The sequence below is a fragment of the Reyranella sp. genome, assembly GCF_004296935.1.
In the GTDB taxonomy this organism is placed as follows: domain Bacteria; phylum Pseudomonadota; class Alphaproteobacteria; order Reyranellales; family Reyranellaceae; genus Reyranella.
This window is the reverse complement of sequence record NZ_SCVH01000099.1, coordinates 20,024-46,273: the sequence shown is the minus strand read 5'-3', so window position 1 is coordinate 46,273 and position 26,250 is coordinate 20,024. Positions and strand designations below refer to the sequence as shown.

The following is a 26,250-nucleotide window of genomic DNA, read 5'->3' as shown; positions in this document are numbered from 1 at the left end:
GGCGAGGACCAGAAGCAGCATCTCGAGCTGACGCGCGACATCGCCATCAAGTTCAACAACGACTTCGCGGCACCGGACTTCTTCCCGATCACCGAACCGCTGATCTTCGGGGCGGCGACGCGCGTCATGAGCCTGCGCGACGGCACCAAGAAGATGAGCAAGTCCGATCCGTCGGACTATTCGCGCATCAACCTCACCGACGATGCCGACGCCATCGCCCAGAAGATCCGCCGCGCCAAGACCGATCCGCTGCCGATGCCGGAAACGCCTGAGGACGCCGGGAAGCGGGCCGATGCCGACAATCTGCTGGGCATCTATGCAGCGCTGGCCGACCGCGAGAAGGAAGACATCGTCCGCGAGTTCGCCGGCCGGCAGTTCTCGGAATTCAAGGCGGCGCTCACGGAACTCGCCGTCGCCAAGCTGGGGCCTGTCGGCGCGGAAATGCAGCGGCTGATGAAGGATCCGGGCCATGTCGACGCCGTGCTGCGCGACGGCGCCGGGCGCGCCCGTGCACTGGCCGGGCCGATCCTCGCGGATGTCTACAAGACGGTGGGCTTTCTGAAGCCCTAGGCCCGTGGACTAGCCTTCCATCCGCGTCAGGGCCCACTTCACGGTGCAGCCCTCCATCGGAACCTGGCCGACCAGCACGATCTGCTCGGTGCGGCGCACGCGGCCTTCCTCGCCGAGATAGATGCTTTCGGCGAGGCCGATGCCGGCGCCCGACGCGCGCAGCCGCCAGCCGCGGCCGCTCGGCAGCCGCATCAGCACCGCCTGCCCGCTCTGCGCCAACGTCGCCTTGACCGCCGGATGGAGATGGAAGCGCACGATGAAGCGCTGATCGGGCACCGTCACCGGGCGGCCTTCGGGGCCGACGAAGGTGTCCTCGCCGCGCAGGTCGCCGCCATCCGGCGACAGCCACAGGCGGCGGCGATGGATGATGCCGTAGAGCGAGCGATAGCCGTCGTGGCTCATGTCGAGCCACTGCGCGCCGTCGTTGTCGGCGCGATCGACCAGCACGTTGCCGGCGCGATACTCCAGCGCGCCGTGATTGGTGATCTCGGTCGAATTGGTGTCGTCGACCACCGCCGTGCTGTGGGCTGCGGTGTAACGCATGAAGTGGCGCCAGTCGCGTTGCGCGCCGGGATAGGTGCCGCAGTTCACGATCAGCCGCTCGTGCGCGGCGCTCATCTCGAACGACAGCGTGCCGGCATGCGCGATGCCGTCCATGCCACGGCCCGGCGGACTGCCGGCGTCGGCGATGACCAGCGACGTCCCGGCGGCCAGGCGCTGGAAGCCGCTCGCCAGCGCCATCATCGGCGCGCTCTCGTTCGAGCCGGAACGTCCCAGCATCAGGTCGATGAGCGCGCGATCACCCTCCCAGGCACCGTTGAAGAGCGCCAATCCACCGTCGCCATGGCGAAAGAAACGAAGCATCGGCGCCATGCGATCGATCGCGGCGATGAGCTCGGCCGGTGCGCGGCGTTCGGCCGACGCGAGCGCGGCGCGCACGTCCAGCAGATGCTGCAGCACCGCCACCTGAACATGCGGCGCGCGCTCGGCCACGATTCCGTCGTGCATGACGTAGCGTTTCACGAACTTTGCGAGCCTGGCCAGTGTCTGCTCCAGGCTCTTCTCGAAGCGCTTGCCGTCGCGCAGGAACGCGAGATCGGCAAAGACCATCGCCTTCAGCGCGGCAACGGCTTCATGGCCGACCAGGCCGGTGCGCAGCGCGCGCTTGAGATGGGTGCGCTGGCGGGCCAGCGAGAACACGAAGCGCGCCGCGAATCCCGGATCGGCACCGGCGGCCAACCAGTCGTAGTGCCGAATCCAGGCGACGATGCGCGCGGCCAGCACGTCGCGCCGCCAGGTACGCGACGACCAGCGCCACTCCCTATTCGTCCAATCGTCGACCAGTCGGGCGGCAAGGGCAGCGCCCGCCGGGTCGCCGCAGTCGCGCAGGTCGCGCAGCCAGGCGAACCCGTTCAGGGCATCGAGCCAGAGGGCGGTGGCACCGAACCGCCGCCAGGGCGGATCTTCCGACTCGGGCGAGACAGGGCCCACGCTGCCATGCGCGGCGAACTCGCCGCCCAGCAGGCGCTGGCCGAGCGCCGTGTCGCCGGGCCACGAATCGGGCGCCACGGCGAAGAAGCTGCGCGGCGTGCCGTAGCCCAGGGTCAGGGAATAGAGGGCAGAGCCCAGGAACCAGCGCCCGAACCTGCGGCCTTCGCCGGCGGCCGCTCCCGACGGGCGAGCAGGCACCGAACGGATCGGCCGGGTCCCGGGGACCAAAGGTTCACCGGGCCGTCGTGTCTCTGAGGCGACCAGCGTCATTTTTTCTATTCTTTGGCCACGCGATGGTCTGCGGGGCGGTGGAGGGGGTTTTGCCCAGTTTACCCGAGCCGGGGGGCCGTGGCGATGGTTTGGAAGGGCTGGGCAGCCCCTTGAACGGGGACGGCGGCACCCCAGATTTACCCTTAAGGGAAGGCCTAATTGGCTTCCTGGCCACTCGCTCCTCGGAGGAGGGTTCTATGAGCCGCGTATCGATGTTCAATTCGCCCCTGTTACTGGGCTTCGACCAGCTTGAGCGCACGCTCGACCGGCTGGCCAAGAACGCCGAGGGCTATCCCCCCTACAATATCGAGCGGATCGGCGAAAACGGCCTGCGGATCGTCCTCGCGGTGGCCGGCTTCACGACCGGCGATCTCGTCATCGAGCTGGTGGAAAGCCAACTCACGGTTCGCGGCAAACAGACCGACGACACCGATCGGGTCTATCTCCATCGCGGCATCGCCGCGCGCCAGTTCCAGCGGGCTTTCATGCTCGCCGATGGCATCGAGGTCATGGGCGCCCGCCTGGACAATGGCCTGTTGTCGATCGACCTGATGCGCCCCGCCGCCGAGCCCAGAATCCGGACCATTCGAATCGACGCCGGCGAGACGACCGTCGGCGCAACCAACGCCGTAGATATCACCGCGCGCCGCACTCAATCGCGCTGATGCTGCCAAGGAGGTAGCCGTGGAGAACAGCCAGACCACTTTCACCCGCCTCGCCGACGAGGCCTTTCTGAGCCTGGGCGCCGAGCAGGTCGCCTACGTCAAGGCGATCAACCTGCCCGACGGAGCGCATGCGATCGGCATCTTCTCGGCCGACGGCAAGCCGATGGCCGCCGCGCCTTCAATCGAAGTCGCGCAGGCGTTGATCCGCCAGCACGACCTCGAGCCGGCGCTGGTTCACTAGACGCGGGAGAAAAGCAAAAGGGGTTCAGGCCGCGCTTTGGGCCTGAACCGATTCGACGAGCAGGGCGTAGAGCGCCTCAGCGCTCTCCGTGGCCCGCAATTTGTCGACAAGGCTGCGATCGCGCAGCAGGCGTGAGACGCGGGCAAGCGCCTTGAGATGGTCGGCGCCGGCGCCCTCGGGAGCCACCAGCAGAAAAACGATGTCGACCGGACGCTCGTCGATCGAATCGAAGGCGACGGGTTGGGCAAGCCGGGCAAACAGGCCGCGCGGCGCGGCGAGCGAAGGCATGCGCCCATGTGGAATGGCGATGCCGCCGCCAATGCCGGTCGATCCCAGCGCCTCGCGTTCGATCAGGCGATCAAACAGACGACGCTCCTCAAGTGCAAACACGTTGGCGGCGCGACTGGCCAGCTCGGCCAGCAGGGCCTTCTTGCCGGACGTCTTCACGCTGGCCAGAACGGCCTCGGGGCCGGTCAGCAAATCAGCGATTTCCACAATCACACCAATGGGTTAGCGAGCGAAAGCATTCTTCGCCCGACGAGGGGTGCGCCCCTATAGGCGCGTCCTTCGGGCCGGTCAAGCCACCCCTTGCGGCGGCCATCGCTGGCGCCTCAGTCGGCCGGACCGGTCAAGGCCTGAGACGCCAGGGCAGCACTCGGCATGGACGCCGGGAGGCTGCGGCTCATGCCGAGGCGGCCGAGGCGCCGACGCTCGGCCGACGACGGAATACGCATGGCTTCGCGATACTTGGCAACGGTCCGGCGGGCGATCTCGACACCCTCACCCTTCAGCAGATCGACGATGCGATCGTCCGACAAAGGCTGGTGGGAACTCTCGCCGCCAACCAGGAGCTTGATGCGCGAACGCACCGACTCCGACGACACGACCACGCCCGGCGTGCGCGCCGGCAGCGACGAGGTGAAGAAATACTTGAGCTCGAAGATGCCGCGCGGGGTGGCGATGTACTTGTTCGAGGTGACACGGCTCACCGTGCTTTCATGCAGCTCGGTGGCAATGGCGATGTCGCGCAGCACCAGCGGCTTGAGCGCGCTCACGCCGTGGCGGAAGAAGCCATCCTGTTGGCGGACGATCTCGCGCGCCACCTTCAGGATCGTCGTCGCCCGCTGCTCCAGCGTCTTGACCAGCCAGTTGGCCGACTGGAAGCGCTCGGCGACGAAGGCACGATCGTTCTTGGCGCGCGCGCCCTTCATCAGGGTCGCGTGGTAGTTGCGATCGACCAGGACCTTGGGCAGCGCATCGGTGTTGAGCTCGATGAACCAGCCGTCCTCACCGGTGTCGGGATCCTTGGCCGGCCGCAGGTAAAGGTCGGGCGCCACGGGCTGGATCGGCTCGAAGTCGAAAGCCTGGCCGGGACGCGGATCGAGCGTGCGCAGCTCGGCCAGCATGTCGCGCAGATCCTCGTCGTCGACACCGCAGCGCCGCCGCAGCTGGCCGAGTTCTCCGGCGGCCACAAGGTCGAGATTGGCGAGCAGGGCCTTCATTGCCGGGTCCAGTCGGTCGCGTTCGGCGAGCTGGGCCGCCAGACATTCGGCAAGCGAACGGGCGAACAGTCCCGCCGGCTCGATCTGGCGCAGGCGCGCCCACACCGCCTCGACGGCCTCGGTGCTGGCGCCGGCCGCTTCGGCGACGCCCGCGACGTCCAGCCGGCAGTAGCCGGCTTCATCGAGACCCTCGGCGAGCTTCAGGGCGATCCGCCGGTCGTCGACGCCGGTGAACAGCAAGTCGATCTGCTCGAGAACATAGACCGCGAGCGAACGCGGGCGGCCGGCGACGAAGTCGAGCGCGTCGGGCAGGCCTTCGCGCTGACCGACCGTGCTGGCCGTGGCATCGCCGCCGCGGTCGGCATGTTCGCGCGTCCAGCGGTCGTCGGCTTCGGCCAGCGCCGGTGCCGCCGCCGCAAGGGCCTCGGCCGTGTCGGTGGGAGCGTCGATCACCGGGGCGTCGGGCTCGGCAATCGGGCCTTCGTCAGAAGAGCCTTCCGACAGCAACGGGTTCTTTTCGAGTTCCTGCTGGATGAAGGCCGCGAGTTCGAGGTGCGAGAATTGCAGCAGCTTGATCGCCTGCTGAAGCTGCGGTGTCATCGCCAGCGTCTGGCGTGACGCCAAGAGGAGACTCGGACCGATACGCATCGTTACCCCCAACCCCGAGGGCCAATGACCCCCGCCGGAAGTTCTAATGCAATAGTCGTGCCAAAGTCACGCCTGGCTATATTTCAATGTGCGAAAATATCGATCTCGGGCCAGCCCGCGATATCCAGGCGGGCCCGGCTGGGCAGGAAACGGAAGGCGGCGGCGGCCAGATCGGTTCGGCCTTCCCGCTTCAGGAGCGCATCCAGCTTGGCCTTGAGCGCGTGCAAGTACAGCACATCGGACGCGGCATAGGCCAATTGCTCGTCGCTCAGGCTTTCGGCGCCCCAGTCGGAGGTCTGCTGCTGCTTGGACAGGTCGACGCCCAAGAGTTCCTTGCAGAGATCTTTCAGGCCGAAACGGTCGGTGAAGGTCCGCGTCAGCCTTGCCGCGATCTTGGTGCAGTAGACCGGCTCGCAGCGCACGCCGAGCGCATGCTCGAGCACGGCGATGTCGAAGCGGCCGAAGTGGAAGAGCTTGAGGACCTTGGGATCGGCGGTCAGGGCGGCCAGGCGCGGCGCCTTGATCGGTCCGCGCGGAATTTGAACCAGATGGGCGTTGCCGTCGCCGGCCGAGAGCTGGACCAGGCAGAGCCGGTCGCGATGGGGGTTGAGGCCCATCGTCTCGGTGTCGATCGCCACGACGGGCCCGAACGACAGATCGGCGGGAAGGTCGCCGCGGTGAAGGCTGATCGCCATTTAACGGATGCCTCGCAAGCCCTGCATGGTGCCCAGGAGAAGACTCGAACTTCCACGCCTTTCAGCGCTAGTACCTGAAACTAGTGCGTCTACCAATTCCGCCACCTGGGCACGGCATGCGGGCTGTTGCGGGCCGTGAGTTAGGGCGGGGCCGCGCCGATGTCAACCGCAGTGCCTTTGCGCCATCCTCTTGCACCGGGACGACGATGAGTTATAGGCAGCATCCATGAGCATCAAGCAGGTCACGGTTTTCGGCGGCAGCGGCTTCATCGGCCGGGCCATTGTGCGGGCGCTCGCGCAGGAGGGCCTGCTGGTCCGCGTCGCGGTCCGCCGGATCGAGCTGGCGGAGCCCCTGAAGACCGCAGGCGATGTCGGCCAGATCACGCTGATGCGGGCCAATCTCAGGGTGCCGTCGTCGGTGGCGGCAGCGATCGCCGGCAGCCAGGCCGTGATCAACGCCGCCGGCATTCCATTCCAGCGCGGCCGCCAGCGCTACCAATCGGTTCACGTCGCCGGCGCCCGCGCCATCGCCGAAGCGGCAAGCGCCGCGGGTGTCGAGCGACTGGTTCATATCTCGGGCATTGGCGCCGACCGCCGCGGCTCGAAGAATCGCTTTGTCCGGTCGAAGGTCGAGGCGGAAGACGCGATCGTGGCGGGCTTCCCGTCGGCCACGATCCTGCGGCCAAGCGTGGTCTTCGGGCCCGACGATGCGATGTTCAACCGGCTGGGGCGGATTGCGGCACTGGCGCCGTTCGTGCCCGTCGTGGGCAGCGGCTCCGCCAAGGTCCAGCCGGTGTTCTGCGGCGACGTCGGCAAGGCCGCCGTGGCCGTTCTCGCCCGCCCGGAGACAGCCAAGACCGTGTTCGAATTGGGCGGGCCGCGCACCTACACCTATCGCGAGATCGCCGCCCTCGTGTTGCGCGAGATCGACCGCCACAAGCCGATCTTGGGCGTGCCGGCCCCCCTGATGAAGATCGCCGGCTTCTTCGCCGAATTCCTGCCCGTCCCGCCGCTCACCCACGACCAGGTCGAGCTCCTGACCCAGGATAACGTCGCCCGGCCCGGCGCCCCTGGGCTCGCCGCCCTTGGCATCCAGCCGACCGCCGCGGAGGCCATTCTGCCGACCTATCTCGACCGCTTCCGCGTTGGCGGCCGCTACAACCAGCACGCTCCCGCCTAATAAAATCGGGCTTTTCTGCCCGCATCTGGCTGCTTTTTCCAATTAGTCCTATAATGGTAATATATTTTTGATTTCATTCAGGTATTTTCTCCTTGATGAACCTCTGAGATTCTTTCGCTCGAAAAATAGGTCAGTAATATTGACTATAGAGTTAATCCATGATGAAAGAGCGTGGGCGCGCAGCTTTGACGCCAGCGGCACGCCCTTTGCGTAATAAAATTACATCATTGCTTCGAGGGCTGGGCCATGGCCGAAAGGATGCTGAAGTTCGTCGGAACGTCGCAGGCCATGCCGGACAAGCGGCCGGCCGCCGAGCGCCGTCGCGACTTCGATGAGATCTACAGCAACTATGCCCGCGAGAAGGCGGCCGAACAGGCCGCGCGCTGCTCGCAGTGTGGCGTGCCCTTCTGCCAGATCCACTGCCCGCTGCAGAACAACATTCCCGACTGGCTGAAGCTCACCGCCGAAGGCCGGCTCGAGGAGGCCTACGAGCTCTCCTCGGCCACCAACAACTTCCCCGAGATCTGCGGCCGCATCTGCCCGCAAGACCGGCTGTGCGAGGGCAACTGCGTCATCGAGAAGGGTTTTGACGCGGTCACCATCGGTTCCGTCGAGAAGTTCATCACCGACACCGCCTGGAGCCAGGGTTGGGTGAAGCCGATCCGGCCGCGCCGCGAGCGCCCTGAGAGCGTCGGCATCATCGGCGCCGGACCGGCGGGCCTCGCCGCCGCCGAGCAACTGCGCCGCAAGGGCTACCAGGTCGCGGTCTACGATCGCTACGACCGCGTCGGCGGCCTGATGATCTACGGCATCCCCAACTTCAAGCTCGAGAAGGACATCGTGCAGCGCCGCGAAAAACTGCTGCGCGACTCGAAGGTCGCCTTCCATCTCGGCTGCGAGATCGGCCGCGACGTTTCGATGGAAGAGCTGCGCCAGCGTCACGGCGCGGTGTTGATCGCGACCGGTGTCTACAAGGCGCGCGACATCCAGGCCCCCGGCGTCGGCCTGCCCGGCATCGCGGCGGCGCTCGACTATCTCACCGCCGCCAACCGGAGCGGCCTCGGCGACGCGGTGCCGGGAATCGAGTCCGGCGCGCTGTACGCCGAGGGCAAGAACGTCGTGGTCGTGGGTGGCGGCGACACGGCGATGGACTGCGTACGCACGGCCGTTCGCCAGGGCGCCAAGTCGGTGAAGTGCCTCTATCGGCGCGATCGCGCCAACATGCCGGGCTCGCAACGCGAGGTGAAGCACGCCGAGGAGGAAGGCGTCGAGTTCGTCTGGCTGTCCGCGCCGCAGGCGTTCCTCGGCAAGGACCACGTGAGCCATGTGCGGACGGTGCGCATCCATCTCGGCATGCCCGATGCGTCCGGCCGTCAGACGCCGCAGGAGATCCCCAACAGCCATGTCAACATCGAGGCCGACCTCGTGCTGAAGGCGCTGGGCTTTGACCCGGAGAATCTGCCCGAAGCTCTCGCCACGCCCGATCTTGGCGTCACCAGCTGGGGCACGCTCGACATCGACTGGCGCAGCATGATGACCAGTGTCGACGGCGTGTTCGCCGCCGGCGACATCGTGCGCGGTGCCTCGCTGGTGGTGTGGGCGGTGCGCGATGGCCGCGACGCCGCCGAGCGCATCCATTCGTATCTGACGACAAAGGCGCTGAACGCCCAACGAATCGCAGCGGAGTAGATGATGCTGAAGGTTTACGACTTCACCGGATCGGGCAACGGCTACAAGGTCTGGCTGCTGATGTCGCAACTCGGCGTGCCGTTCGAGCGCATCGAGCGCGATATCCTGAAGGGCGAGACGCGCACGCCGGAGTTCCTGAAGAAGAACCCGAACGGCCGCATCCCGACGCTCGAGCTCGAGGACGGCACCTTCCTTTTCGAGTCAGGCGCGATCCTCTGGTACCTCGCCGAGGGCACGGCGTTCGCGCCTTCCGACCGGCTGGCGCGCGCGAAGACGTTGCAATGGATGTTCTTCGAGCAGTACAGCCACGAGCCCTACATCGCCGTGGCGCGCTTCTGGAAGCACTTCCTCGACAAGCTCACGCCGCAGCAGGAAGCCAACCTGCCCGACATCATGAAGAAGGGTTACGCTGCGCTCGACGTGATGGAGAAGCATCTCGCGACCCGCACGTTCTTCGTCGATGAACGCTATGGCCTCGCCGACATTGCCCTCTATGCCTACACGCACGTGGCACACGAGGGTGAGTTCGACCTGTCGCGCTATCCGAACATTACGTCATGGCTGTCGCGCGTGAAGGCCCAGCTTGGCTACGTCGCGATCGACCACAAGTTCTAACAAGGGAGAAGAAGAAAATGCCGATGATCAACGTCCAGATGTTCGAGGGCCGCACGCTGGAACAGCGCCGCAAGCTCGCCAAGGAGCTCACCGAAGGCACCTGCCGGGCACTGGGCTGCACGCCCGACGCCGTCCAAATCATCCTCACCGACATCAAGAAAGAGAACTGGGCCGAGGCCGGCAAGCTCTTCTCCGACTAGTTCTCCCTGCAAGGATCCGACGTCATGTCCGCACGTCCCTTCGATGCCCAAGATGCCCAGCAATTCGTCCGCGACTACCAGAGCGGAACCGCGAAGCTCACCGACGCCTACGGCTACAATCCCGCGCAGGAGCTCGACTCCTGTGGCGTGGGGCTCGTCGTGGCGCTGGACGGCAAGCGTCGCCGCGACGTTGTCGTGGCCGGCATCGATGCGCTGAAGGCTGTATGGCATCGCGGCGCCGTCGACGCCGACGGCAAGACCGGCGACGGCGCGGGCCTGCACGTCGAGATCCCGCAGGACTTCTTCAAGGAGCATATCCGCGACTCGAGCGGCGAGCTGCCCCAGGTCGGCCGGATCGCCGTCGGCATGGTGTTCCTGCCCCGCACCGACCTCGGCGCCCAGGAGCGCTGCCGCATCATCGTCGAGACCGAGATCCTGCGCTTCGGCCACACCATCCTGGGCTGGCGTCAGGTGCCGGTCGACATTTCCTCGATCGGCGAGAAGGCCAACGAGACGCGGCCCGAGATCGAGCAGATCCTGATCGGCCGCGGCGACCCGAAGCTCGACAACCGCGAGTTCGAGAAGCAGCTCTACATCCTGCGCCGCCGCATGGAGAAGGCGGCGATCGCCGCCAGCATCGCCGAGTTCTACGTCTGCTCGCTCAGCTGCCGCTCGGTCGTCTACAAGGGCATGTTCCTCGCCGAACATCTCAGCGCCTTCTATCCCGACCTGCTCGACGAGCGCTTCACCTCGCGCTTCGCGATCTTCCACCAGCGCTATTCGACCAACACCTTCCCGCAGTGGAAGCTGGCGCAGCCCTTCCGCGTGCTGGCGCACAACGGCGAGATCAACACCATCCTGGGCAACGTCAACTGGATGAAGAGCCATGAGGCCCGGCTCGACCACGACGGCTTCGGCCGCTCGATCGAGGATCTGAAGCCGATCATCCAGCCCGATGCGTCCGACTCATCGGCGCTCGACAACGTGTTCGAACTCCTGGTGCGCGGCCATCGCAACCTGCCCATGGTCAAATCGATGATGATTCCCGAGGCGTCGTCATCCAATCCGAACGTGCCGCCCAAGCACCGCGCCATGTACAACTACGTGAACGGCGTCATGGAGCCGTGGGACGGTCCGGCCGCCATCGCCGCCGTCGCCGGCAAGTGGGCGCTGGTCGGGCTCGACCGCAACGGCCTCAGGCCAATGCGCTACGTGCGGACGTCGGACGAGCTGCTGATCGCCGGCTCCGAGGCCGGCATGGTGCCCCAGGACGAAGCCAGGATCGTCGAGAAGGGCCGGCTCGGCCCGGGCGAGATGCTGGCCGTCGATATGGACCTGCCCAGGCTCTACAAGGACCACGAGCTGAAGGACATGCTCGCCGAAACGCACGACTACGCGGCCTGGACTGGCCGCACGGTCGAACTCGATTCGCTGATCAAGCAGGACGCGCCGGCCACCGAGCATTTCGAGGCCGACGAGCTGCGCCGCCGCCAGTTCGCCGCCGGCTGGTCGGTCGAGGATCTCGAGATGATCCTGCATCCCATGGTCGAGGACGCCAAGGAAGCCGTGGGCTCGATGGGCGATGACGCACCGCTCGCGGTGCTGTCGGACACCTATCGCGGCATGCACCACTACTTCCGGCAGAATTTCAGCCAGGTCACCAATCCGCCGATCGACTCCCTGCGCGAGCGCAACGTCATGACCTTGCGCACGCGGCTCGGCAACCTTGGCAACATCCTCGACGAAAGCCCCGAGCAGAGCGAGATGCTGTCGCTGCAATCGCCGATCGTGCTCAACGCCGAGTTCGAGGCGATGCGCAACTACATGGGCGACACGGTCGCCCGCATCGACTGCGCCTTCGATCCCCGGGGTGGCCTCGATGCCATGCGCCAGGCCTTCGAGCGCATCTGCCACGAGGCCGAGGAGGCCGTGCGCCGTGGCTGCCTGCACGTCGTGCTGACCGACGCCAACGTCGATTCCGACCGGGCGGCGCTGCCGATGATCCTGGCAGCGGGCGCCGTGCACTCCCACCTCGTGCGCCAGTCGCTGCGCACCTTCACGTCGCTCAACATCCGTTCCGGCGAATGTCTCGACGTCCACTACGCCGCCGTCATCATCGGCGTCGGGGCCACTACGGTGAACCCCTACCTCGCCGAGGAGACGATCGCCGCCCGCCATGCGCGCGGCCTGTTCGGCAAGCTCTCGCTCGGCCAGTGCCTCGCCAACTACAAGAAGGCGCTGGACGAGGGCCTGCTCAAGGTGATGTCCAAGATGGGCATCTCGGTGCTGTCGTCGTACCGCGGCGGCTGCAACTTCGAGGCGGTGGGCCTGTCGCGCTCGCTGGTCGCCGAGTTCTTCCCCGGCATGCCCTCGCGCATCTCCGGCATCGGGCTGCGCGGCGTGCAGGAGAAGATCGCCGAGCAGCACAGCCGCGCCTTCGACGAGGACGTGATCGCGCTCCCGATCGGCGGCTTCTACAAGACGCGGCGTGGCGGCGATCGCCACAATTTCGAGGGCGACCTCATCCACATGCTGCAGGACGCGGTGAACACCGAGTCCTACGCCAAGTACCGCAAGTACAGCGACGCGGTGCGCAAGCTGCCGCCGATCAACCTGCGCGACCTGCTCGACTTCAAGACCGACCGCGCCCCGGTCGTCCTCGACGAGGTCGAGTCGATCACCGAGCTGCGCAAGCGGCTGGTGGCGCCCGGCATCTCGTTGGGCGCGCTCGGCCCCGAGGCGCACGAGACGCTCTCGATCGCCATGAACCGGATCGGCGCCAAGTCCGATTCGGGTGAAGGCGGCGAGGATCCGGCGCGCTACAGCCCGCGCGCCAACGGCGACAACGCCTCATCGGCGATCAAGCAGGTGGCGTCGGGACGTTTCGGCGTCACCGCCGAGTATCTCAACAACTGCCGCGAGATCGAGATCAAGGTAGCCCAGGGCGCCAAGCCCGGCGAAGGCGGCCAGCTGCCCGGCCTGAAAGTGAGCGAAATGATCGCCCGCCTGCGCCATTCCACGCCCGGCGTCACCCTGATCAGCCCGCCGCCGCACCACGACATCTACTCGATCGAGGATCTGGCGCAGCTCATCTACGACCTGAAGCAGATCAATCCCGAGGCCCGGGTGACGGTGAAGCTGGTCGCGCGATCGGGCATCGGCACCATCGCGGCCGGCGTCGCCAAGGCCAAGGCCGACACGATCCTGATCTCCGGTCACAGCGGCGGCACCGGCGCCAGCCCACAGACCAGCATCAAGTATGCCGGCATTCCCTGGGAGATGGGCCTGTCGGAGACGCACCAGGTGCTGACGCTCAATCGCCTGCGCGAAAAGGTGCTGCTGCGCACCGACGGCGGCATCAAGACCGGCCGCGATGTGGTGATCGCCGCCATGCTGGGTGCCGAGGAGTACGGCATCGGCACGGCATCGCTGATCGCCATGGGTTGCATCATGGTGCGGCAGTGCCATTCCAACACCTGCCCGGTCGGCGTCTGCACGCAGGATCCGAAGCTGCGCGCCAAGTTCGATGGCTCGCCCGAGAAGGTCGTCAACCTCTTCAGCTTCGTCGCTGAAGAAGTGCGCGAGATCCTGGCGCAGCTGGGCTACCGCTCGCTGGTCGAGATCGTCGGCCGCTCCGACCTGCTGCGGCAGGTGAGCCGCGGCGCGCGTTATCTCGACGACCTTGACCTCAATCCACTGCTGACGCGCGCCGACGGCGGCCGCGAGGTGGCGCACTGCACGGTCGAGGGCCGGAACGAGGTGCCCGACACGCTGGATGCCCAGATGATCCGCGACGCCCAGCCGCTGTTCACGCATCGCGAGAAGATGCAGCTCCAATACAGCGTGCGGAACACCCATCGCGCCGTGGGCACGCGGCTGGCCGCCATGATCACGCGCAAGTACGGCATGTCCGGCCTGCAGCCCGACACCGTCACCGTGCGGCTGCGCGGCACCGCCGGCCAGTCGCTCGGCGCCTTCGCCGTGCGCGGCATGAAGCTGGAAGTGTTCGGCGATGCCAACGACTATGTCGGCAAGGGCCTGAGCGGCGGCACCATCGTTGTGAAGCCGACCGTATCGAGCCCGCTGGTGCCCGAGCACAACGCCATCATCGGCAACACGGTTCTCTATGGCGCGACGGCCGGCAAGCTGTTTGCCTCAGGCCTCGCGGGCGAGCGCTTCGCCGTGCGCAACTCCGGCGCCGATGCCGTGGTCGAGGGCCTGGGCTGCAACGGCTGCGAATACATGACCGGCGGCACCGCCGTGGTGCTGGGTCCGGTCGGCGTCAACTTCGCCGCCGGCATGACCGGCGGCATGGCCTTCGTCTACGACCCGGCCGATGCCTTCAAGCTCAAGGTCAATCCCGAGACGGTGATGTGGCAGCGCCTCGACCATCCGCATTGGGAAGCCGAGCTCAGGAAGCTGGTCGAGGAGCATGTCGCCGAAACCAAGTCACCGCTCGGCGCGCGCCTGCTGAACGACTGGGACCGCGAAGTCGAGCGCTTCTGGCAGGTCGTCCCGAAGGAGATGCTGACCCGCCTGCCGCAGCCGCTGTCGATCGCCAAGGCGAAGCGGGCCTAGGGACTCCATACCGTGCATGGGGCGCGGATTCCCCGCGCAGCTTGGCTGCAGCTCGCCGCCAACATCATCCTGTTTGGCCTTAGCTGGCCGATCATCAAGATCGGCCTGGAGGCGTCGACGCCGCTGTGGTTCGCCGCCGCGCGCGCGACGCTGTCGGCCACCACCGCCTTCATCCTGCTGGCCTGCCTCGGACGACTGGCCTGGCCGCATCGCGCCGACTGGCCGATCGTGCTGTCGGTGGGCGCGCTGTAGCTCTCCTGCTTCTTCGCCTTCTCCAACCTCGGCGTACAGAGCCTGCCCGCCGGCCGTTCGAGCGTGCTCGCCTACACCACGACACTCTGGATCGTGCCGCTCTCCCTGCTGATCGGCGAGAAGGTCGGCTGGCGCGCTGTCGCCGGCGTCCTGCTCGGCCTCGCGGGGATCGTCGTGCTGGTCGATCCATTGCGCTTCGACTGGAACGACAAGGCGATCATCTGGGGCCATGTCTGGCTGTTGCTGGCGGGCTTCACCTGGGCGATCGCCATCGTCCACATCCGCCGGCATCGCTGGAAGCTCACGCCGCTCGATGCGCTGCCCTGGCAAATGAGCGTGGCGACGGTCCTGCTCTGGATCCTGGCGCTGCTCGCCGAGCCCGCGGGTTATCTGGAGCCGGGCAAGAGCGAACTCTGGATGGCGCTGCTCTATATTGGCGCCTTTGCCGGTCCGATCGCGACCTGGGCCGCCGTGTCGGTCGGACGGTCCCTGCCGCCGGTCATCGGGTCGATGAGCATGCTGGGCGTGCCCCTGCTCAGCATCGCCTCGTCGGTCGTCCTGCTGGGCGAGACCGTCACGGCGCCGCTCGCCATCGGAACGGCCCTGGTGATCGCGGGCATCGCCATCGTGATCCTGGACAGGTCCCGCGATTGACAGTCCGGGACGGCGTCCCGCATATGCGGACGGTACGGCTCTTGCACGGAACGAGGGTATGGCAAACAAAGTCTACAAAGACGCGAAGTCGGCGCTCGAGGGCGTGCTGCACGACGGCATGATGGTGATGTGCGGCGGCTTCGGCCTGGTCGGCATTCCCGACAGACTGATCCACGCCATGCGCGATGCGGGCGTCAAGAACCTGACATGTGTCAGCAACAATGCCGGCATCGACGGCGCCGGCCTCGGCCTGCTGCTCGAGGCCGGTCAGGTCAAGAAAATGATCTCGTCCTACGTCGGCGAGAACAAAACCTTCGCCAAGCTCTACCTCGAGGGCAAGCTCGAGATCGAGTTCAACCCGCAGGGCACGCTGGCCGAACGCTGCCGCGCCGGCGGCGCGGGCATCCCCGCTTTCTACACAAAGACCGGCGTCGGCACCGAAGTGGCCAAGGGCAAGGAGACCAAGGTCTTCGACGGCCAGGAATATGTCATGGAGCGCGGCCTGGTTGGCGACCTCGCCCTGGTCAAGGCGTGGAAGGGCGACACCTCGGGCAACCTCGTCTATCGCAAGGCGGCGCGAAACTTCAATCCGATGATGGCGACGGCGGCCAAGATCTGCGTCGCCGAAGTCGAGGAACTGGTGCCGGTGGGCCAACTCGATCCCGACCACATCCACACGCCCGGCATTTTCGTCAATCGCATCCTCTGCGGCGCGCCCTACGACAAGCAGATCGAGCAGCGCACCATTCGCAAGGCTTAGGAGACTCCAACATGGCCTGGACCCGCGAACAGATGGCGGCACGCGCCGCCAAGGAACTGAAGGACGGTTACTACGTCAATCTCGGCATCGGCATTCCGACCCTGGTGTCGAACTACGTGCCCGAGGATGTCGACATCACGCTGCAGAGCGAGAACGGCATGCTGGGTGTCGGCCCCTTCCCGCTCGACAACGAGGTCGACGCCGACATCATCAATGCCGGCAAGCAGACCGTGACGGAGCTGAAGGGCACGTCGTACTTCTCCTCGGCCGACAGCTTCGCCATGGTCCGCGGCGGCCACATCGACCTCTCCATCCTGGGCGCCATGGAAGTGGCGGAGAACGGCGACCTCGCCAACTGGATGATCCCGGGCAAGATGGTGAAGGGCATGGGTGGCGCGATGGATCTCGTGGCCGGCGTCCGGCGCGTCATCGTCACCATGGAGCATGTCTCCAAGGACGGCGCTTCCAAACTCCTGAAGGAATGCAGCCTGCCGCTCACCGGCCGCCGCGTCGTCGACATGGTGATCTCGGAACTCGGCGTCTTCGCGGTCGACAAGAAGGGCGACGGCGGCGTCACGCTGATCGAACTCGCCGATGGCGTCACCGTCGAGGAGGTCAAGGCCAAGACCAAGGCCAAGCTCTCGATCGACGCCGGCCTGAAGGTCGCCTAGTCGCGGGGGGACCCGCGACGACTCACCACCTGGCGAGGAATTTCCGCAGCGGCTCGGCGCCGGGATTGCTGAACTTGCGGTCGAGCGCGATCGCCTTGGCCGTGGCGCCCTGGCCGTAATAGAGCGCGTTCCAGTCGCCGTCGGCATCGAGGTACGAGCCCTCGATCGAGGCGCCGGCAAAGAGACCGGCGGAATTGGAGAAGGCCACGATGTCGGCGCCACCTGCCGACGTGGAAGCGCCCTCGAGGCCGATGCCCACCGCCACCATGGTGACGCCGGCCTCGGCGCCGAACTTGAACTTGTGATCGAGAATCGCGTGCAGGCCCTTTTCGGTCCGGATGATGAACACGATCTCCGAGACCTTGCCACCGATCTGCAGGCCGATGCTGCCGGAGCCCATGCCGTAGAACACCGGATAGCTCCAGTCCTGGGGCTTGGTGCGCGCGACCAGAACGCCGCGCCCGCCGGCTGCGCCCAGGATGAAGCCGCCCTGCACGAGTTCGGGAATGATCAGCACGCCCCGGGCGCCGGACATCAATTTGACGGCGTCGGGGAAGTCCTTGCCACTCAGCACCTTGGTGGCGCTCGCCAGGCAGGAATCGACCAGAGACTGGCGCTTGGCGTCGGCCCGGGCGGGCTCGGTGACGATCATCGGGGCGGCGAACGCGGCCGCGGCGCCCGTAAGAACGGTTCGGCGATCGAGCTTCATTTTCTGCTCCTTGGCTGGCGGCCGACGCCGGGGAAGCGCCTAGGTGGCCTCAACAGCCTAAATAATACCATGTTTCGCGGCGGAATTGCGGCCGGTCAGGACCGGGGCGCCGGGCGGTCCTTCATCAGTAGAGGCAGGCCGGCGGCCATGAAAATCACCCGGTCGGCACGTTCAGCCACAGCCATGTTCATCCGCCCCATGGCGTCGCGGAAGGAGCGGCCGAGCGGAGTCTCGGGCACCAGGCCCAGGCCGAGTTCGTTGCTGACGAACACCACCGGAGCGCCGTAGCCGTCGAGTGCGCGCACCAGATCGTCGGTCGCCTCGTCGACGTCGGCGCCGGCATGCATGAGGTTGGAGAGCCAGAGGGTGAGGCAGTCCACCAGGACCGGCTGGCCGTGCGCCGCCGCCGCCTCGAGCGCTGAAGCGAGCTTCAACGGTTCCTCGATCGTGGTCCAGCCGCCGCCGCGGCGGGCGCGGTGGGCCATGATCCGGGTCGCCATCTCGACATCGCCCGCTTCGGCGGTGGCGATATAGACCGCGGGCTGCGGCGAGGCGCCGAACAGCGTGCCCGCCACCAGCTTCTCCGCGTGCGTGCTCTTGCCCGACCGTGCGCCGCCCAGCACCAGGCTGACCGGCGGCAGCGCATAGGTCGGGACGTGCTCCATCAGCCGGCGCTAGCACGGGCGGTAACGAGCCAGCAGGCGCCGGGCAGGCGCACGCCTTCGGCCGTCTCGTGCGGCGTCAAGGCTTCGGCGATCGCGGCCTTCGCCTTTTCGATCTGCTCGGGCGTGGCATCGGCGAAGGCACGCGCCAGCGGACCGAAGCGGCCGGCACTCGCCAGGATGTCGGCGACGCTCTTGCCCATGAACACCAGCTGGTCGAGCGGCTTGAACGAGAGCGCGCCAAAACCCGCTTCCTTGAGGATGCGTTCCACGCGCACGCGGTCGCCGAAGGCGAACTGGCCGGGATCTTCCGGCCCCGGCCGCGGCAGCGGCGGCAGGAACGGCGCGGCGGCGCGCACCGGCACGAGGCCCCAGGGATTCTCGTTCGGCGTGCGCCAGCATATGAAGACCAGGCGGCCACTCGGCTTCAGCGCCTGCTGGAAATTCCGGAACGCCGCCACCGGATCGCCGAAGAACATGACGCCGAAGCGCGAGAAGACGAGATCGTAACCCGCGGCCTCGAACGGATGCGTGGCCGCATTGCCCAGCACGAAGGTCGCGTTGGGCACGCGATGCGACCGCGCCGAGGCGACCAGCTCCTCGGAAATATCGACGCCCAGCACGCGGCCCTGCGGGCCGACGGCCTCGGCCAGCGCGCGTGTCGTACCGCCCAGGCCGCAGCCGACGTCGATCACCTTCTCGCCCGGCTGAGCGTTGGCTGCCACCAGCGCCGCCTTGCCGAAATCACCGATGCCCTGCTCGATGCGCTCGATGGATGCCAACCAGCCCTTGCCACCCGGGCCGTTCCAGTAGGCCGCCTGCTCGGTGGCGAGCTCGGCGGGCGTCTTCATGCCTTGCTCCCGCCGTGGGCGAGCACGAGTTCGCGCGGCATGTAGTTGGTGAAGGCCACGCGCCAGGCATGCGCCGGATCGGCCTGCTCGAAATGCTCGATCAGGGTGATCGAGACATTGTCGATCTCGAAGCGCACCGCCGCCTCGGGATGCATGTTGAACGCATGGCTGAGCGCCGCGCGGATCGTGCCGCCGTGCGCCGTCGCCACGATGTCGCGACCGCGATGCTCGGCCGTGATCTTCTCGATGCTCGACACCGTGCGCTCGCGGAGATCGATGAAGCTCTCGCCGCCGGGCGGCCGGAACTCGGGCGGTCCCAGCCAGAACAGATGGTTGCTGCCGTGATCCTCGGCGATCTCGGTGTAGGTGAGGCCCTGCCAGCTGCCAAAATGCTGCTCGGCCAGCGCCGGATCGATCAGCAGCTTGCCCATCTCGGCGCCGGCCTTGGCGAGGTGCTCCGCCGTCTTGCGCGCGCGCAGCAGGTTGGACGAATACCAGACCGCGCCCTTGGGCAAGAGCGCCGCCTGGTGACGAAACAGCGCCTCGTTGCTGACGTCGCAGTCCTTGTCGGACTGGCCGTAGCAGCGCGCCTCGGGATTGGGGACGGGGGCATGCCGCACCCACCACCAGCGGGTGATGGCACCCGTGACCTTTGCTCCTGTTGCCATGCCGAAGGTTCTAGCGGGCGATCAGGAGCGCCGCCACCACGAGAAAGGCGATCTCCGCCGTCTGCTGCACGGCGCCCAGCGTGTCGCCGGTGTAGCCGCCCAGCCGCTTGGCGATCCAGTGCGCGGCGCCCCAGGCCGCGGCGACGGCGGCAACAGGTGCCAGGAGGGCCACGAAGAAGCCCTTGCCCAGCAGCAGCAGGAAGGCCAGCACCACGCCGATGCCGATGGCGATCCAGACGTCGTTGTCGCTGGGCTTGCCGACCCGCGCGCCCAATCCATTGTCATGGACGGGCGAGAAGGCGAGCAGCGGATAGGCCAGTGCGGCCCGCGACACTGCGTGCGCCCCGATCAGCACCACCAACCCCGTGGCGCCGCCGAACTGCGCCAGGCAGGCGACCTTGATCAGCACCGAGAGCGCGATCGCCAGCACACCGAAAGTGCCGTTGCGGCTGTCGCGCATGATTTCCAGCCGCCGCGACGGTTCGAGCCCGTGCGGGCCCAACCCGTCGGCGGTGTCGGCGAGGCCGTCCTCGTGCAGCGCGCGGGTGATCAGCACGGCCGCGCCGACCGCGAGCACGGCGGCGAGCCAGCCCGGTCCTGCGACACCCCGAACGACCGCGAACACAAGCCCGGCGGCGAGGCCGACGCCCGCCCCAACGAACGGCAGCACCGGCAGCACCTCGGCCAACTGCCAGCGCGGCAGGCCGACATCGAGCTTGAGCCCGGTGAAAAAGGAGACCTGCTCCTTGAACGCCTGCAGCCACTCGTCGAACGAGGTGGGCCGGCCCGTGGGTGCTTGGTACTCGTTGGGACTGGTCATGAGGGTCTGGTCATGTTGAGGCAAATATAGGAGGGTCCGCGCCCAAATGAATGCCCCAACCGCGACTTTCGACGAAATGCGCCGGATCCTGCGCGAATTGCCGGGACCCGACCTCGCCGCCCAGACCGAGGTGGTGCGCCGCCAGACCGAGCTCACCAAGCCGCCGGGCTCGCTCGGCCGCCTGGAGGAGATCGCGGGCTGGCTGGCCGCCTGGCAGGGCCGCGCCCACCCGCGCGTGGAACGGCCCCGGATCGCGGTCTTTGCCGGCACCCACGGCGTCGCCCAACGCGGCGTCTCGGCCTACCCGCCCGAAGTCACGCAACAGATGGTGAAGAACTTCCTGAACGGGGGTGCCGCCATCAACCAGCTCGCCGCCGCCATCGACGCCGACCTCCGCATCTACGAACTCGACCTCGACCACCCGACCGACGATTTCACCCAGGGTCCGGCCATGAGCGAGGCCCGCGCCGCCAACGCCATGGCCTACGGCATGATGGCGGCGGAGCCCGGCATCGACGTGCTGTGCCTGGGCGAAATGGGCATCGCCAACACGACCGCCGCCGCCACGCTCAGCGCCGCCCTGTTCGGTGGCAGCGGCGCCGACTGGGCCGGCCCCGGCACCGGCGTCGCCGGCAAGGCGCTGGCCCACAAGATCGCCGTGATCGACGAGGCGCTCGCCCATCACAAGGACGCCCTCGCCGCCCGCGATCCGCTCGCCCTCCTCGCGGCGGTGGGCGGCGAGGAATTCGCCGCCGTCGCCGGCGCCATCGTGGCCGCCCGCATGGCCCGCATCCCGGTGCTGCTCGACGGCTATGCCTGCACGGCCGCCGCCGCGGTGCTTTATGCCGCCGACCGCCGCGCCCTCGACCACTGCCTGGTCGCCCATCGCTCGGCCGAGCCCGGCCACACGCGCCTGCTCGCGGCGATCAACCAGCAGCCCCTGCTCGACCTGAATATGCGCCTGGGCGAGGCCTCGGGCGCGGCGCTCGCCGTGCCGATCCTGAAAGCCGCCGCCGCCTGTCACAACGGCATGGCGACCTTCGCCGAAGCCGGCGTCAGTTCGAAGGAAACGTAGACGCGTCTTCCTCGCGGCGGCGCCGTTCAGGTCTTGGCCTGCTGCGCCCGCCCTTCGTTTGACGTCGGCCAACTCAAGGATTGATGAAAATCAATGCCTTCCGTTCCGCAAGCGTCAGCTTGCTCTCTTCCTCGGTCGGCGTGCGGCCCGAGCCGTACTTGCGATCCAGCCCAATGATCGCTTCGTGGAGATCAGGCGGCAGAGCCTCCGTCGAATAGATCGTGCAAGGATCGCCGTCCGTAGGGATCGACACCCCCGTCGCTCGATCGATCTCCAGTATTTCCTGCCGCGTGATATCTCTTCCTCTGATGCGCGCCGCCGTCACTTCGAGCGTGAGCCCGGTGACTGTCTGGCCGCCCGGATACTGGGCATGAAACAGGTCTCCCGGTCGGAGTTTCTGAAGATCTATTCTCTTTTCGGCCATCGCAACTTCGTACTGCGAGAACCACGGTCTGTAAAGCACGTATAGGTTGCATATGGAAATGCCAACCTCATCGCTTCTCGAATTCCTTCAGCGTCTTCATCAACTCATCCGCGGGGCTGTTTTCCATACCGAGTTGCTTTACGGCGCAACTCCGACACAGATTTTTGCCCTCCATGTGGTACATGCCCGTAGTCCCCCGGCTACCGCCACGCGTGCAACTACCGCCTACGCACTTCAAGTCGCCTGCTGCGACCGGAACAAGGTGTCCGCCGCCGGGTACGGCTGGATCGGTGGATTGAGCAACGATGGTGTCGATGTCGACGCCAGTCGGTGCTCTGCCTTCAATCACATCGAAGCCGTCGAGCCGGTTGCGTGCGTCGACGCGAGCCTCGGACGCTTCCGCGCTATCGGTTTCGACACCTTGGACTTGGAGCGCCCAATCGATGCCGCGCCGTAGACGGTTGTAGCGTGCGAGGACCGGTTCGATGCGGCCCTCGACAATCGCCTTCTGCGCGCCGGCGAAGCGCGCATGGTCCGCGTCGTTCAGCGACAGACGATGGCGATTGAGATCGGCGGCTGCGAAGGTGTCGGGCTCATAGATCATCTGCCAATCGAGCCGCTCGAAGAGGTCGCGATCGGTCCTGAGGCGGCCGTCGATGTAGAAGGCTTCCAGGCCGCGCCACTGGTCGGCAGCCAGCCAGTCGCGGATATCCGGTGGAATCGCTAGGAACGACCTGTCGGGATTCTTCCCGATCCAGTCGAAGGCAGCGATGCCTGCCTCGGCCTGCTGCCGGCTCCACTGCCGCTCGGCATGGCGATGCGCATGTTCGGCGACTTTGGCGATGCGGACCTGCACCTCGTTGCTCGCGTCGTCCGGCGCGAGTTCGGCCGCGCGGCTCTGGAAGATTTCGAGGCCGGGCGGGCCCGCTGGCTCGATCGGGATACCGGCCAGGTGGCGGTCGATGTCGCGGTAGACGGCGACTTCGCGCGCCCGGACGAAGCGGCGGTTGATTGCGGCCTGGCGTTCGGGATCGATGATCGCGCGGGCATGCTCGTAGAGCCCCGCGGCACCGTCGAGATCGTCCTGGCCGATCGCGGTCTCGACCGCGCCGGCATAGAGATCGGAGAGGCTGCCCCGCACCCTGGCGTCGGTTTCGGCCGGCTCCCAGCCGCGGCGCTCGCCCTGGTAGCGCAGTTCCTCGACCGTGGTCCGGCCGAGCCTCCGCAGATGGGCCGGGTCGTGCCAGGCCGCCGCTGCGTCCTGTCTCAGGCTGGCGATCCGGGCAGTCACGCTGGCATCGTCGACTTCGACCGTGGCGCGCTCTGCCAACCGGCCCAGCGTGCCGGCGGCCCAGTCGAGCCGCGTCTCGATCAGCGGTTCGAAGATACCGCGCTGGCGCGGGCCCATGGCCTGCGAAAGCGTGCGTTCCTTCAGCTCATTGAGCGCTGGCAAGGCACTCGCGATGGCTTCCAGCGCCGCTTCGCCGCTCTGGGCGGCAATCCCGGTCTCGGGAGCGTGCAACAGCGCCCGGACGCCGCTCGAAAACTCGGTGTCGATCTGGCGTGCGAACATCTCGTCGACGCGGATCGTGTGCTCATCTACTGGCCACGGCTCCGCCTCCGGCTGTGCCCCTTGTCCTTCGACGGGCACAGTCGGGTAAATCTGGATTGCCATTTCGATCGTCTCCTTTCAGGCAAAAGAAAACCGGCGGGAGACGCCCGCCGGTTGGTCGTGTCATTGCCGGAAGCGTGCTCCCGGCTATTCGTCGAACTCATCCTTCACTGCGCGCCACCACCTGGCCGGTCGGGCAAGGCGTGGCGGGCGCAAGGTCCTTCGCTTACGCTCAGGACGACAGGAAAGGTCCATTCCGTGCTCAGACGCTCGCTTCTCGCAACCGCAGCCCTGCTGCCCGCCGCCGCGGCGTTCGCCCATCCGCCGCAGGCGCCCCAGGGCGCCGAGGCCCGGCGCATGATCGACGAGGTCACGACCTTCCGCGCCAGGCTCGCCAAGGCGATCGCGGACAAGCACCTGCCGACGCTGAAAGCCTGCTACGCCGACAGCTTCACCCACACCGACGCCGCCGGGAAAATCGACGACAAGGCCCAGCGCCTCGCGGCGGCGATGGCGGGCGCGCCGCTGATCGAGACGGCGCCCACGAGCGAACTCGGCTTCCGCGTCTTCACCGGCCCGACCGTGATCGCCACCGGCCGCAGCCCGCTTGCGACCGCGGCCGACCGGAAGACCGACGACGTCCGCTGGACCGCCGTCTACGTGACCGCGATCAGCGGCTGGCAGCTCGCCGCGAGCCAGGCGACGCGCCTCGCGACGCCGGCCTGACCCTTTAGCGCGGGCCCAACTTTCGAATTTTGGCCCAAATCGCGTGTAAGTTTTTCGGCTTTTAACGCGCCGAAAAGCCAGCAAATCCAGGCTTTTCGGCGCCCCGGCTGGCCCACCTGAACGATGGGAGTGTTGGGCCAGAAGTTGGGCCCACACGTTGGGCTTGAGCCAAAACCAGTGCCCCTCATCGCTGGGAGCGCGCCACTCCAGTGGCGCAATCTTCTCATGAGCATGAGCGCCACTGGAGTGGCGCGCTCCCAGCATGCCGCGACTCAGGAGCCGCGGGTGGCCGCTAAAGTCCCTCGGCCCAAAAGCCTCGGGAGAAACGCGTGCGCGTTGGTCCGGCACGTCCCGTCAGCACCGACGTCCGAACGACCGTCGGAGGGTGCTGCGGTTTGTTGGTGTTCCTTCGGCCTACGGCCTCAGGACAGGCCACGGGTCAGGACCCGCGGTGGCGCCCCCTCTCCTCAAGGGAGTGTACCCGGTGGGACGGGCGGGGCTTGCCTGAAGGGATGTTCTGCTGGTCAGTCGATATCCACGTTCTTATGTCGCGGCGACTTCCTTGAAGCCGGACGGAAGGATCACGGTCGAAGCAGTCAACGCCTTCACCGGGTATAGAAGGACAAGAATGTTCCAAGTCGTATCGAAGGCTTCGGCAAGACACTCGTGACGGTCCCCGTTGCGATCAGCAACGAAAAGTGTTGTGGGCCGTGTCATCCTGCGCCCGATCGGCAGAACGGGTCCGAGCATATGGTCAAGTGTTATCACCGTATCTGCCGGATATCCGAACTTGATCGCGTAACTCGGCGAGACTTCGACCCGCCGAACATGAGCGCGGGCGCCGACGCCGGGCGCGAACTCAATCGGTTCTAGAATGTAGACAACACATTCCCTGAAGTTCGTTCGCGCGAATTCGCGGGTCGACGCGTAAACCGATGCGCCAAATTTCTTGGCAAGATTCATCGGGGTCTTAATCGTGAACTTGCTGTCGGCGGCGTATTGACGGTAGGTGTCACCTTGGAAAAGGGCAAATCGCGCAAAATTGTTGGCTTCACGTTCGAATCGGTCTGCAGTTTCCGGTGCGAGAGTCTTATCGCAATCCTGAAAAAACTTGAACAGCTTTCGATGGGTAGGCAGCTCATGATGGCCAGTCTCATGAAGCTTTAGAAAGTTCTGTTTCGACTGAGCAACCGTGCTGTCGATATGAATAACGGACTCCTCGACATCGCAAAGGCCGAAAATTTTCGAGATTGCCGATTTGACAAGATTCGCGGTACCGGCCGTCTTTTCTTGGATATACGCCATGAGTCGACGCGGATCGAATAAGCTGCTGGGTGCGAGCTTAAGCTTCGCCGCAGCCACGATATCGTCGACCGGTGTTGGAAAAACCTTCCAGGCAGATGCGCGATCAAGGAGCTTCCGTGCGCGCTCCTCGACCGCGCGAAGTTCATCCGGATCAAGACTGCTATCGTCAGGTTTGATCATCCGGTCGTTTCTTCCTGCGAATGAACTCAAGGTAATCCATCAGCGTTACCTCTTCCTCCGGCGTCAGGTTGTGCTCAGCGAAAGTTGCGACTCGGCCGTGCCGTTGTTCGCTGCTGCGACTCTTCGAGGGGAGGATATGCCCCGCCATTTCCATGAGCTGTTCGTAATCGATAGCGTAAACTTGAGCGAGCGCGTGAAGCACATTGGGCGATGGTTGTTGAACGTTGTCGTTCTCGATTTGGCTCAGGTATGCGTTCGATACTTCTTTCGCTGTCGCCTCTTCCACTTGCCGTAACGTCATGCGGCGGTCTTTACGAATTGATGCCAGATACTGCCCAAGTGTCTTTGGTTTCGCGGCACTCCTCTTAACGTGGTTGAGCATCTGGGCGCCTCCCTAGTGATTGATTCGTAAGCAGATTCTAGGCTTACACGCCTTCTCTATCAAGCGCGCTTGATGTTTGCTTGACATTTCAAGCAGGCTCGTCATCATAAGCAAGGGCTCGGAAAGCCGAGGCACCATTAAATAATGAGGAGCTT

26 protein-coding genes, 1 tRNA gene and 2 pseudogenes are annotated in these 26,250 nt (G+C 66.2%); 15 read left to right on the top strand and 14 right to left on the bottom strand.

The annotated features are described in order from the left end of the window. Window positions 1-570 (top strand): annotated as a pseudogene (locus EPO55_RS13950) (tryptophan--tRNA ligase); the annotation flags it as partial. A gap of 9 nt (window positions 571-579) precedes the next feature. Here EPO55_RS13950 and EPO55_RS13945 read toward each other — a convergent pair. After that, on the bottom strand, window positions 580-2,259 hold the full coding sequence (locus EPO55_RS13945) for a heparinase II/III family protein (RefSeq protein ID WP_296337495.1): 1,680 nt from the start codon (window positions 2,257-2,259) through the stop codon (window positions 580-582). A gap of 269 nt (window positions 2,260-2,528) precedes the next feature. Here EPO55_RS13945 and EPO55_RS13940 point away from each other — a divergent pair, with 269 nt between their 5' ends. After that, a complete protein-coding gene (locus EPO55_RS13940; RefSeq protein ID WP_296337494.1) occupies window positions 2,529-2,996 on the top strand; it encodes an Hsp20 family protein in 468 nt (155 codons plus the stop codon). A 19-nt stretch (window positions 2,997-3,015) separates the two neighbouring features. After that, a complete protein-coding gene (locus EPO55_RS13935) occupies window positions 3,016-3,237 on the top strand; it encodes a DUF1150 family protein (protein ID WP_296337492.1) in 222 nt (73 codons plus the stop codon). A 24-nt stretch (window positions 3,238-3,261) separates the two neighbouring features. Here the strand turns inward: EPO55_RS13935 and EPO55_RS13930 are convergent, their stop codons facing one another. The 4 genes from EPO55_RS13930 to EPO55_RS13915 all read right to left on the bottom strand — a co-directional run bounded on the left by EPO55_RS13930 (window position 3,262) and on the right by EPO55_RS13915 (window position 6,193). Continuing rightward, window positions 3,262-3,732 (bottom strand): PTS sugar transporter subunit IIA, encoded by a 471-nt coding sequence (locus tag EPO55_RS13930; protein WP_296337491.1) that lies wholly within the window; start codon window positions 3,730-3,732, stop codon window positions 3,262-3,264. A 116-nt stretch (window positions 3,733-3,848) separates the two neighbouring features. Further along, complete coding sequence (gene rpoN / locus EPO55_RS13925) at window positions 3,849-5,387, bottom strand: RNA polymerase factor sigma-54 (protein ID WP_296337490.1); 1,539 nt, start codon at window positions 5,385-5,387, stop codon at window positions 3,849-3,851. A gap of 83 nt (window positions 5,388-5,470) precedes the next feature. Continuing rightward, a complete protein-coding gene (locus tag EPO55_RS13920; RefSeq protein WP_296337489.1) occupies window positions 5,471-6,082 on the bottom strand; it encodes a ribonuclease H-like domain-containing protein in 612 nt (203 codons plus the stop codon). 26 nt (window positions 6,083-6,108) lie between these two features. Next, a tRNA-Leu gene (locus tag EPO55_RS13915) sits at window positions 6,109-6,193 on the bottom strand. A 115-nt stretch (window positions 6,194-6,308) separates the two neighbouring features. Between EPO55_RS13915 and EPO55_RS13910 the strand changes: the two genes are divergently transcribed. The 10 genes and pseudogenes from EPO55_RS13910 (at window position 6,309) to EPO55_RS13865 (ending at window position 16,681) form a co-directional block, all read left to right on the top strand. Then, complete coding sequence (locus tag EPO55_RS13910; RefSeq protein WP_296337488.1) at window positions 6,309-7,262, top strand: complex I NDUFA9 subunit family protein; 954 nt, start codon at window positions 6,309-6,311, stop codon at window positions 7,260-7,262. A gap of 246 nt (window positions 7,263-7,508) precedes the next feature. Then, window positions 7,509-8,951: an NAD(P)-dependent oxidoreductase gene (locus tag EPO55_RS13905; RefSeq protein WP_296337486.1), complete on the top strand. Its 1,443-nt coding sequence runs from the start codon at window positions 7,509-7,511 to the stop codon at window positions 8,949-8,951. A 3-nt stretch (window positions 8,952-8,954) separates the two neighbouring features. Further along, complete coding sequence (locus EPO55_RS13900; RefSeq protein ID WP_296337498.1) at window positions 8,955-9,566, top strand: glutathione S-transferase family protein; 612 nt, start codon at window positions 8,955-8,957, stop codon at window positions 9,564-9,566. Beyond that, complete coding sequence (locus EPO55_RS13895) at window positions 9,509-9,766, top strand: 4-oxalocrotonate tautomerase (protein WP_296337485.1); 258 nt, start codon at window positions 9,509-9,511, stop codon at window positions 9,764-9,766. Before EPO55_RS13900 ends, EPO55_RS13895 begins: the two co-directional genes overlap by 58 nt. Before the next feature lie 24 nt (window positions 9,767-9,790). Beyond that, a complete protein-coding gene (gene gltB, locus EPO55_RS13890) occupies window positions 9,791-14,344 on the top strand; it encodes a glutamate synthase large subunit (RefSeq protein ID WP_296337484.1) in 4,554 nt (1,517 codons plus the stop codon). Between the two features lie 12 nt (window positions 14,345-14,356). Further along, a complete protein-coding gene (locus EPO55_RS13885) occupies window positions 14,357-14,596 on the top strand; it encodes a hypothetical protein (RefSeq protein WP_296337483.1) in 240 nt (79 codons plus the stop codon). 18 nt (window positions 14,597-14,614) lie between these two features. Further along, window positions 14,615-14,767 (top strand): annotated as a pseudogene (locus EPO55_RS13880) (EamA family transporter); the annotation flags it as partial. 3 nt (window positions 14,768-14,770) lie between these two features. Continuing rightward, a complete protein-coding gene (locus tag EPO55_RS13875; RefSeq protein WP_363719091.1) occupies window positions 14,771-15,250 on the top strand; it encodes a DMT family transporter in 480 nt (159 codons plus the stop codon). A gap of 58 nt (window positions 15,251-15,308) precedes the next feature. Next, the gene (locus EPO55_RS13870) at window positions 15,309-16,010 is read left to right on the top strand and encodes a CoA transferase subunit A (protein WP_296337482.1); all 702 of its coding nucleotides are present in this window, start codon (window positions 15,309-15,311) and stop codon (window positions 16,008-16,010) included. Between the two features lie 11 nt (window positions 16,011-16,021). Then, window positions 16,022-16,681: a CoA transferase subunit B gene (locus EPO55_RS13865; RefSeq protein WP_296337481.1), complete on the top strand. Its 660-nt coding sequence runs from the start codon at window positions 16,022-16,024 to the stop codon at window positions 16,679-16,681. Window positions 16,682-16,703: 22 nt separating this feature from the next. Here EPO55_RS13865 and EPO55_RS13860 read toward each other — a convergent pair whose 3' ends face one another. From EPO55_RS13860 to cobS, 5 genes are all read right to left on the bottom strand, one after another. Then, complete coding sequence (locus tag EPO55_RS13860; RefSeq protein ID WP_296337479.1) at window positions 16,704-17,390, bottom strand: lipid-binding SYLF domain-containing protein; 687 nt, start codon at window positions 17,388-17,390, stop codon at window positions 16,704-16,706. A 95-nt stretch (window positions 17,391-17,485) separates the two neighbouring features. Beyond that, the gene (cobU, locus tag EPO55_RS13855; RefSeq protein ID WP_296337478.1) at window positions 17,486-18,055 is read right to left on the bottom strand and encodes a bifunctional adenosylcobinamide kinase/adenosylcobinamide-phosphate guanylyltransferase; all 570 of its coding nucleotides are present in this window, start codon (window positions 18,053-18,055) and stop codon (window positions 17,486-17,488) included. Beyond that, window positions 18,055-18,903: a class I SAM-dependent methyltransferase gene (locus EPO55_RS13850; RefSeq protein ID WP_296337476.1), complete on the bottom strand. Its 849-nt coding sequence runs from the start codon at window positions 18,901-18,903 to the stop codon at window positions 18,055-18,057. Before EPO55_RS13850 ends, cobU begins: the two co-directional genes overlap by 1 nt. Continuing rightward, window positions 18,900-19,571: a histidine phosphatase family protein gene (locus EPO55_RS13845; protein WP_296337475.1), complete on the bottom strand. Its 672-nt coding sequence runs from the start codon at window positions 19,569-19,571 to the stop codon at window positions 18,900-18,902. The genes EPO55_RS13850 and EPO55_RS13845 overlap by 4 nt, the downstream gene beginning before the upstream one ends. Before the next feature lie 10 nt (window positions 19,572-19,581). Then, window positions 19,582-20,391 carry an adenosylcobinamide-GDP ribazoletransferase gene (gene cobS, locus EPO55_RS13840; protein WP_296337474.1) on the bottom strand — a complete coding sequence of 270 codons (810 nt, stop codon included), beginning with the start codon at window positions 20,389-20,391 and terminating at the stop codon, window positions 19,582-19,584. 46 nt (window positions 20,392-20,437) lie between these two features. Between cobS and cobT the strand changes: the two genes are divergently transcribed. Next, window positions 20,438-21,466: a nicotinate-nucleotide--dimethylbenzimidazole phosphoribosyltransferase gene (cobT, locus tag EPO55_RS13835; RefSeq protein WP_296337473.1), complete on the top strand. Its 1,029-nt coding sequence runs from the start codon at window positions 20,438-20,440 to the stop codon at window positions 21,464-21,466. A 73-nt stretch (window positions 21,467-21,539) separates the two neighbouring features. Here cobT and EPO55_RS13830 read toward each other — a convergent pair whose 3' ends face one another. Continuing rightward, entirely contained in the window at window positions 21,540-21,890 is a 351-nt protein-coding gene (locus EPO55_RS13830; protein WP_296337472.1) for a hypothetical protein, read from the bottom strand. A 67-nt stretch (window positions 21,891-21,957) separates the two neighbouring features. Beyond that, on the bottom strand, window positions 21,958-23,463 hold the full coding sequence (locus tag EPO55_RS13825; protein ID WP_296337471.1) for a hypothetical protein: 1,506 nt from the start codon (window positions 23,461-23,463) through the stop codon (window positions 21,958-21,960). 297 nt (window positions 23,464-23,760) lie between these two features. Between EPO55_RS13825 and EPO55_RS13820 the strand changes: the two genes are divergently transcribed. Next, window positions 23,761-24,228: a nuclear transport factor 2 family protein gene (locus EPO55_RS13820; RefSeq protein ID WP_296337470.1), complete on the top strand. Its 468-nt coding sequence runs from the start codon at window positions 23,761-23,763 to the stop codon at window positions 24,226-24,228. A 543-nt stretch (window positions 24,229-24,771) separates the two neighbouring features. Here the strand turns inward: EPO55_RS13820 and EPO55_RS13815 are convergent. Further along, the gene (locus EPO55_RS13815) at window positions 24,772-25,713 is read right to left on the bottom strand and encodes an ImmA/IrrE family metallo-endopeptidase (protein WP_296337469.1); all 942 of its coding nucleotides are present in this window, start codon (window positions 25,711-25,713) and stop codon (window positions 24,772-24,774) included. After that, window positions 25,700-26,095: a helix-turn-helix transcriptional regulator gene (locus tag EPO55_RS13810; RefSeq protein WP_296337468.1), complete on the bottom strand. Its 396-nt coding sequence runs from the start codon at window positions 26,093-26,095 to the stop codon at window positions 25,700-25,702. Before EPO55_RS13810 ends, EPO55_RS13815 begins: the two co-directional genes overlap by 14 nt. Window positions 26,096-26,250 lie beyond the last annotated feature (155 nt).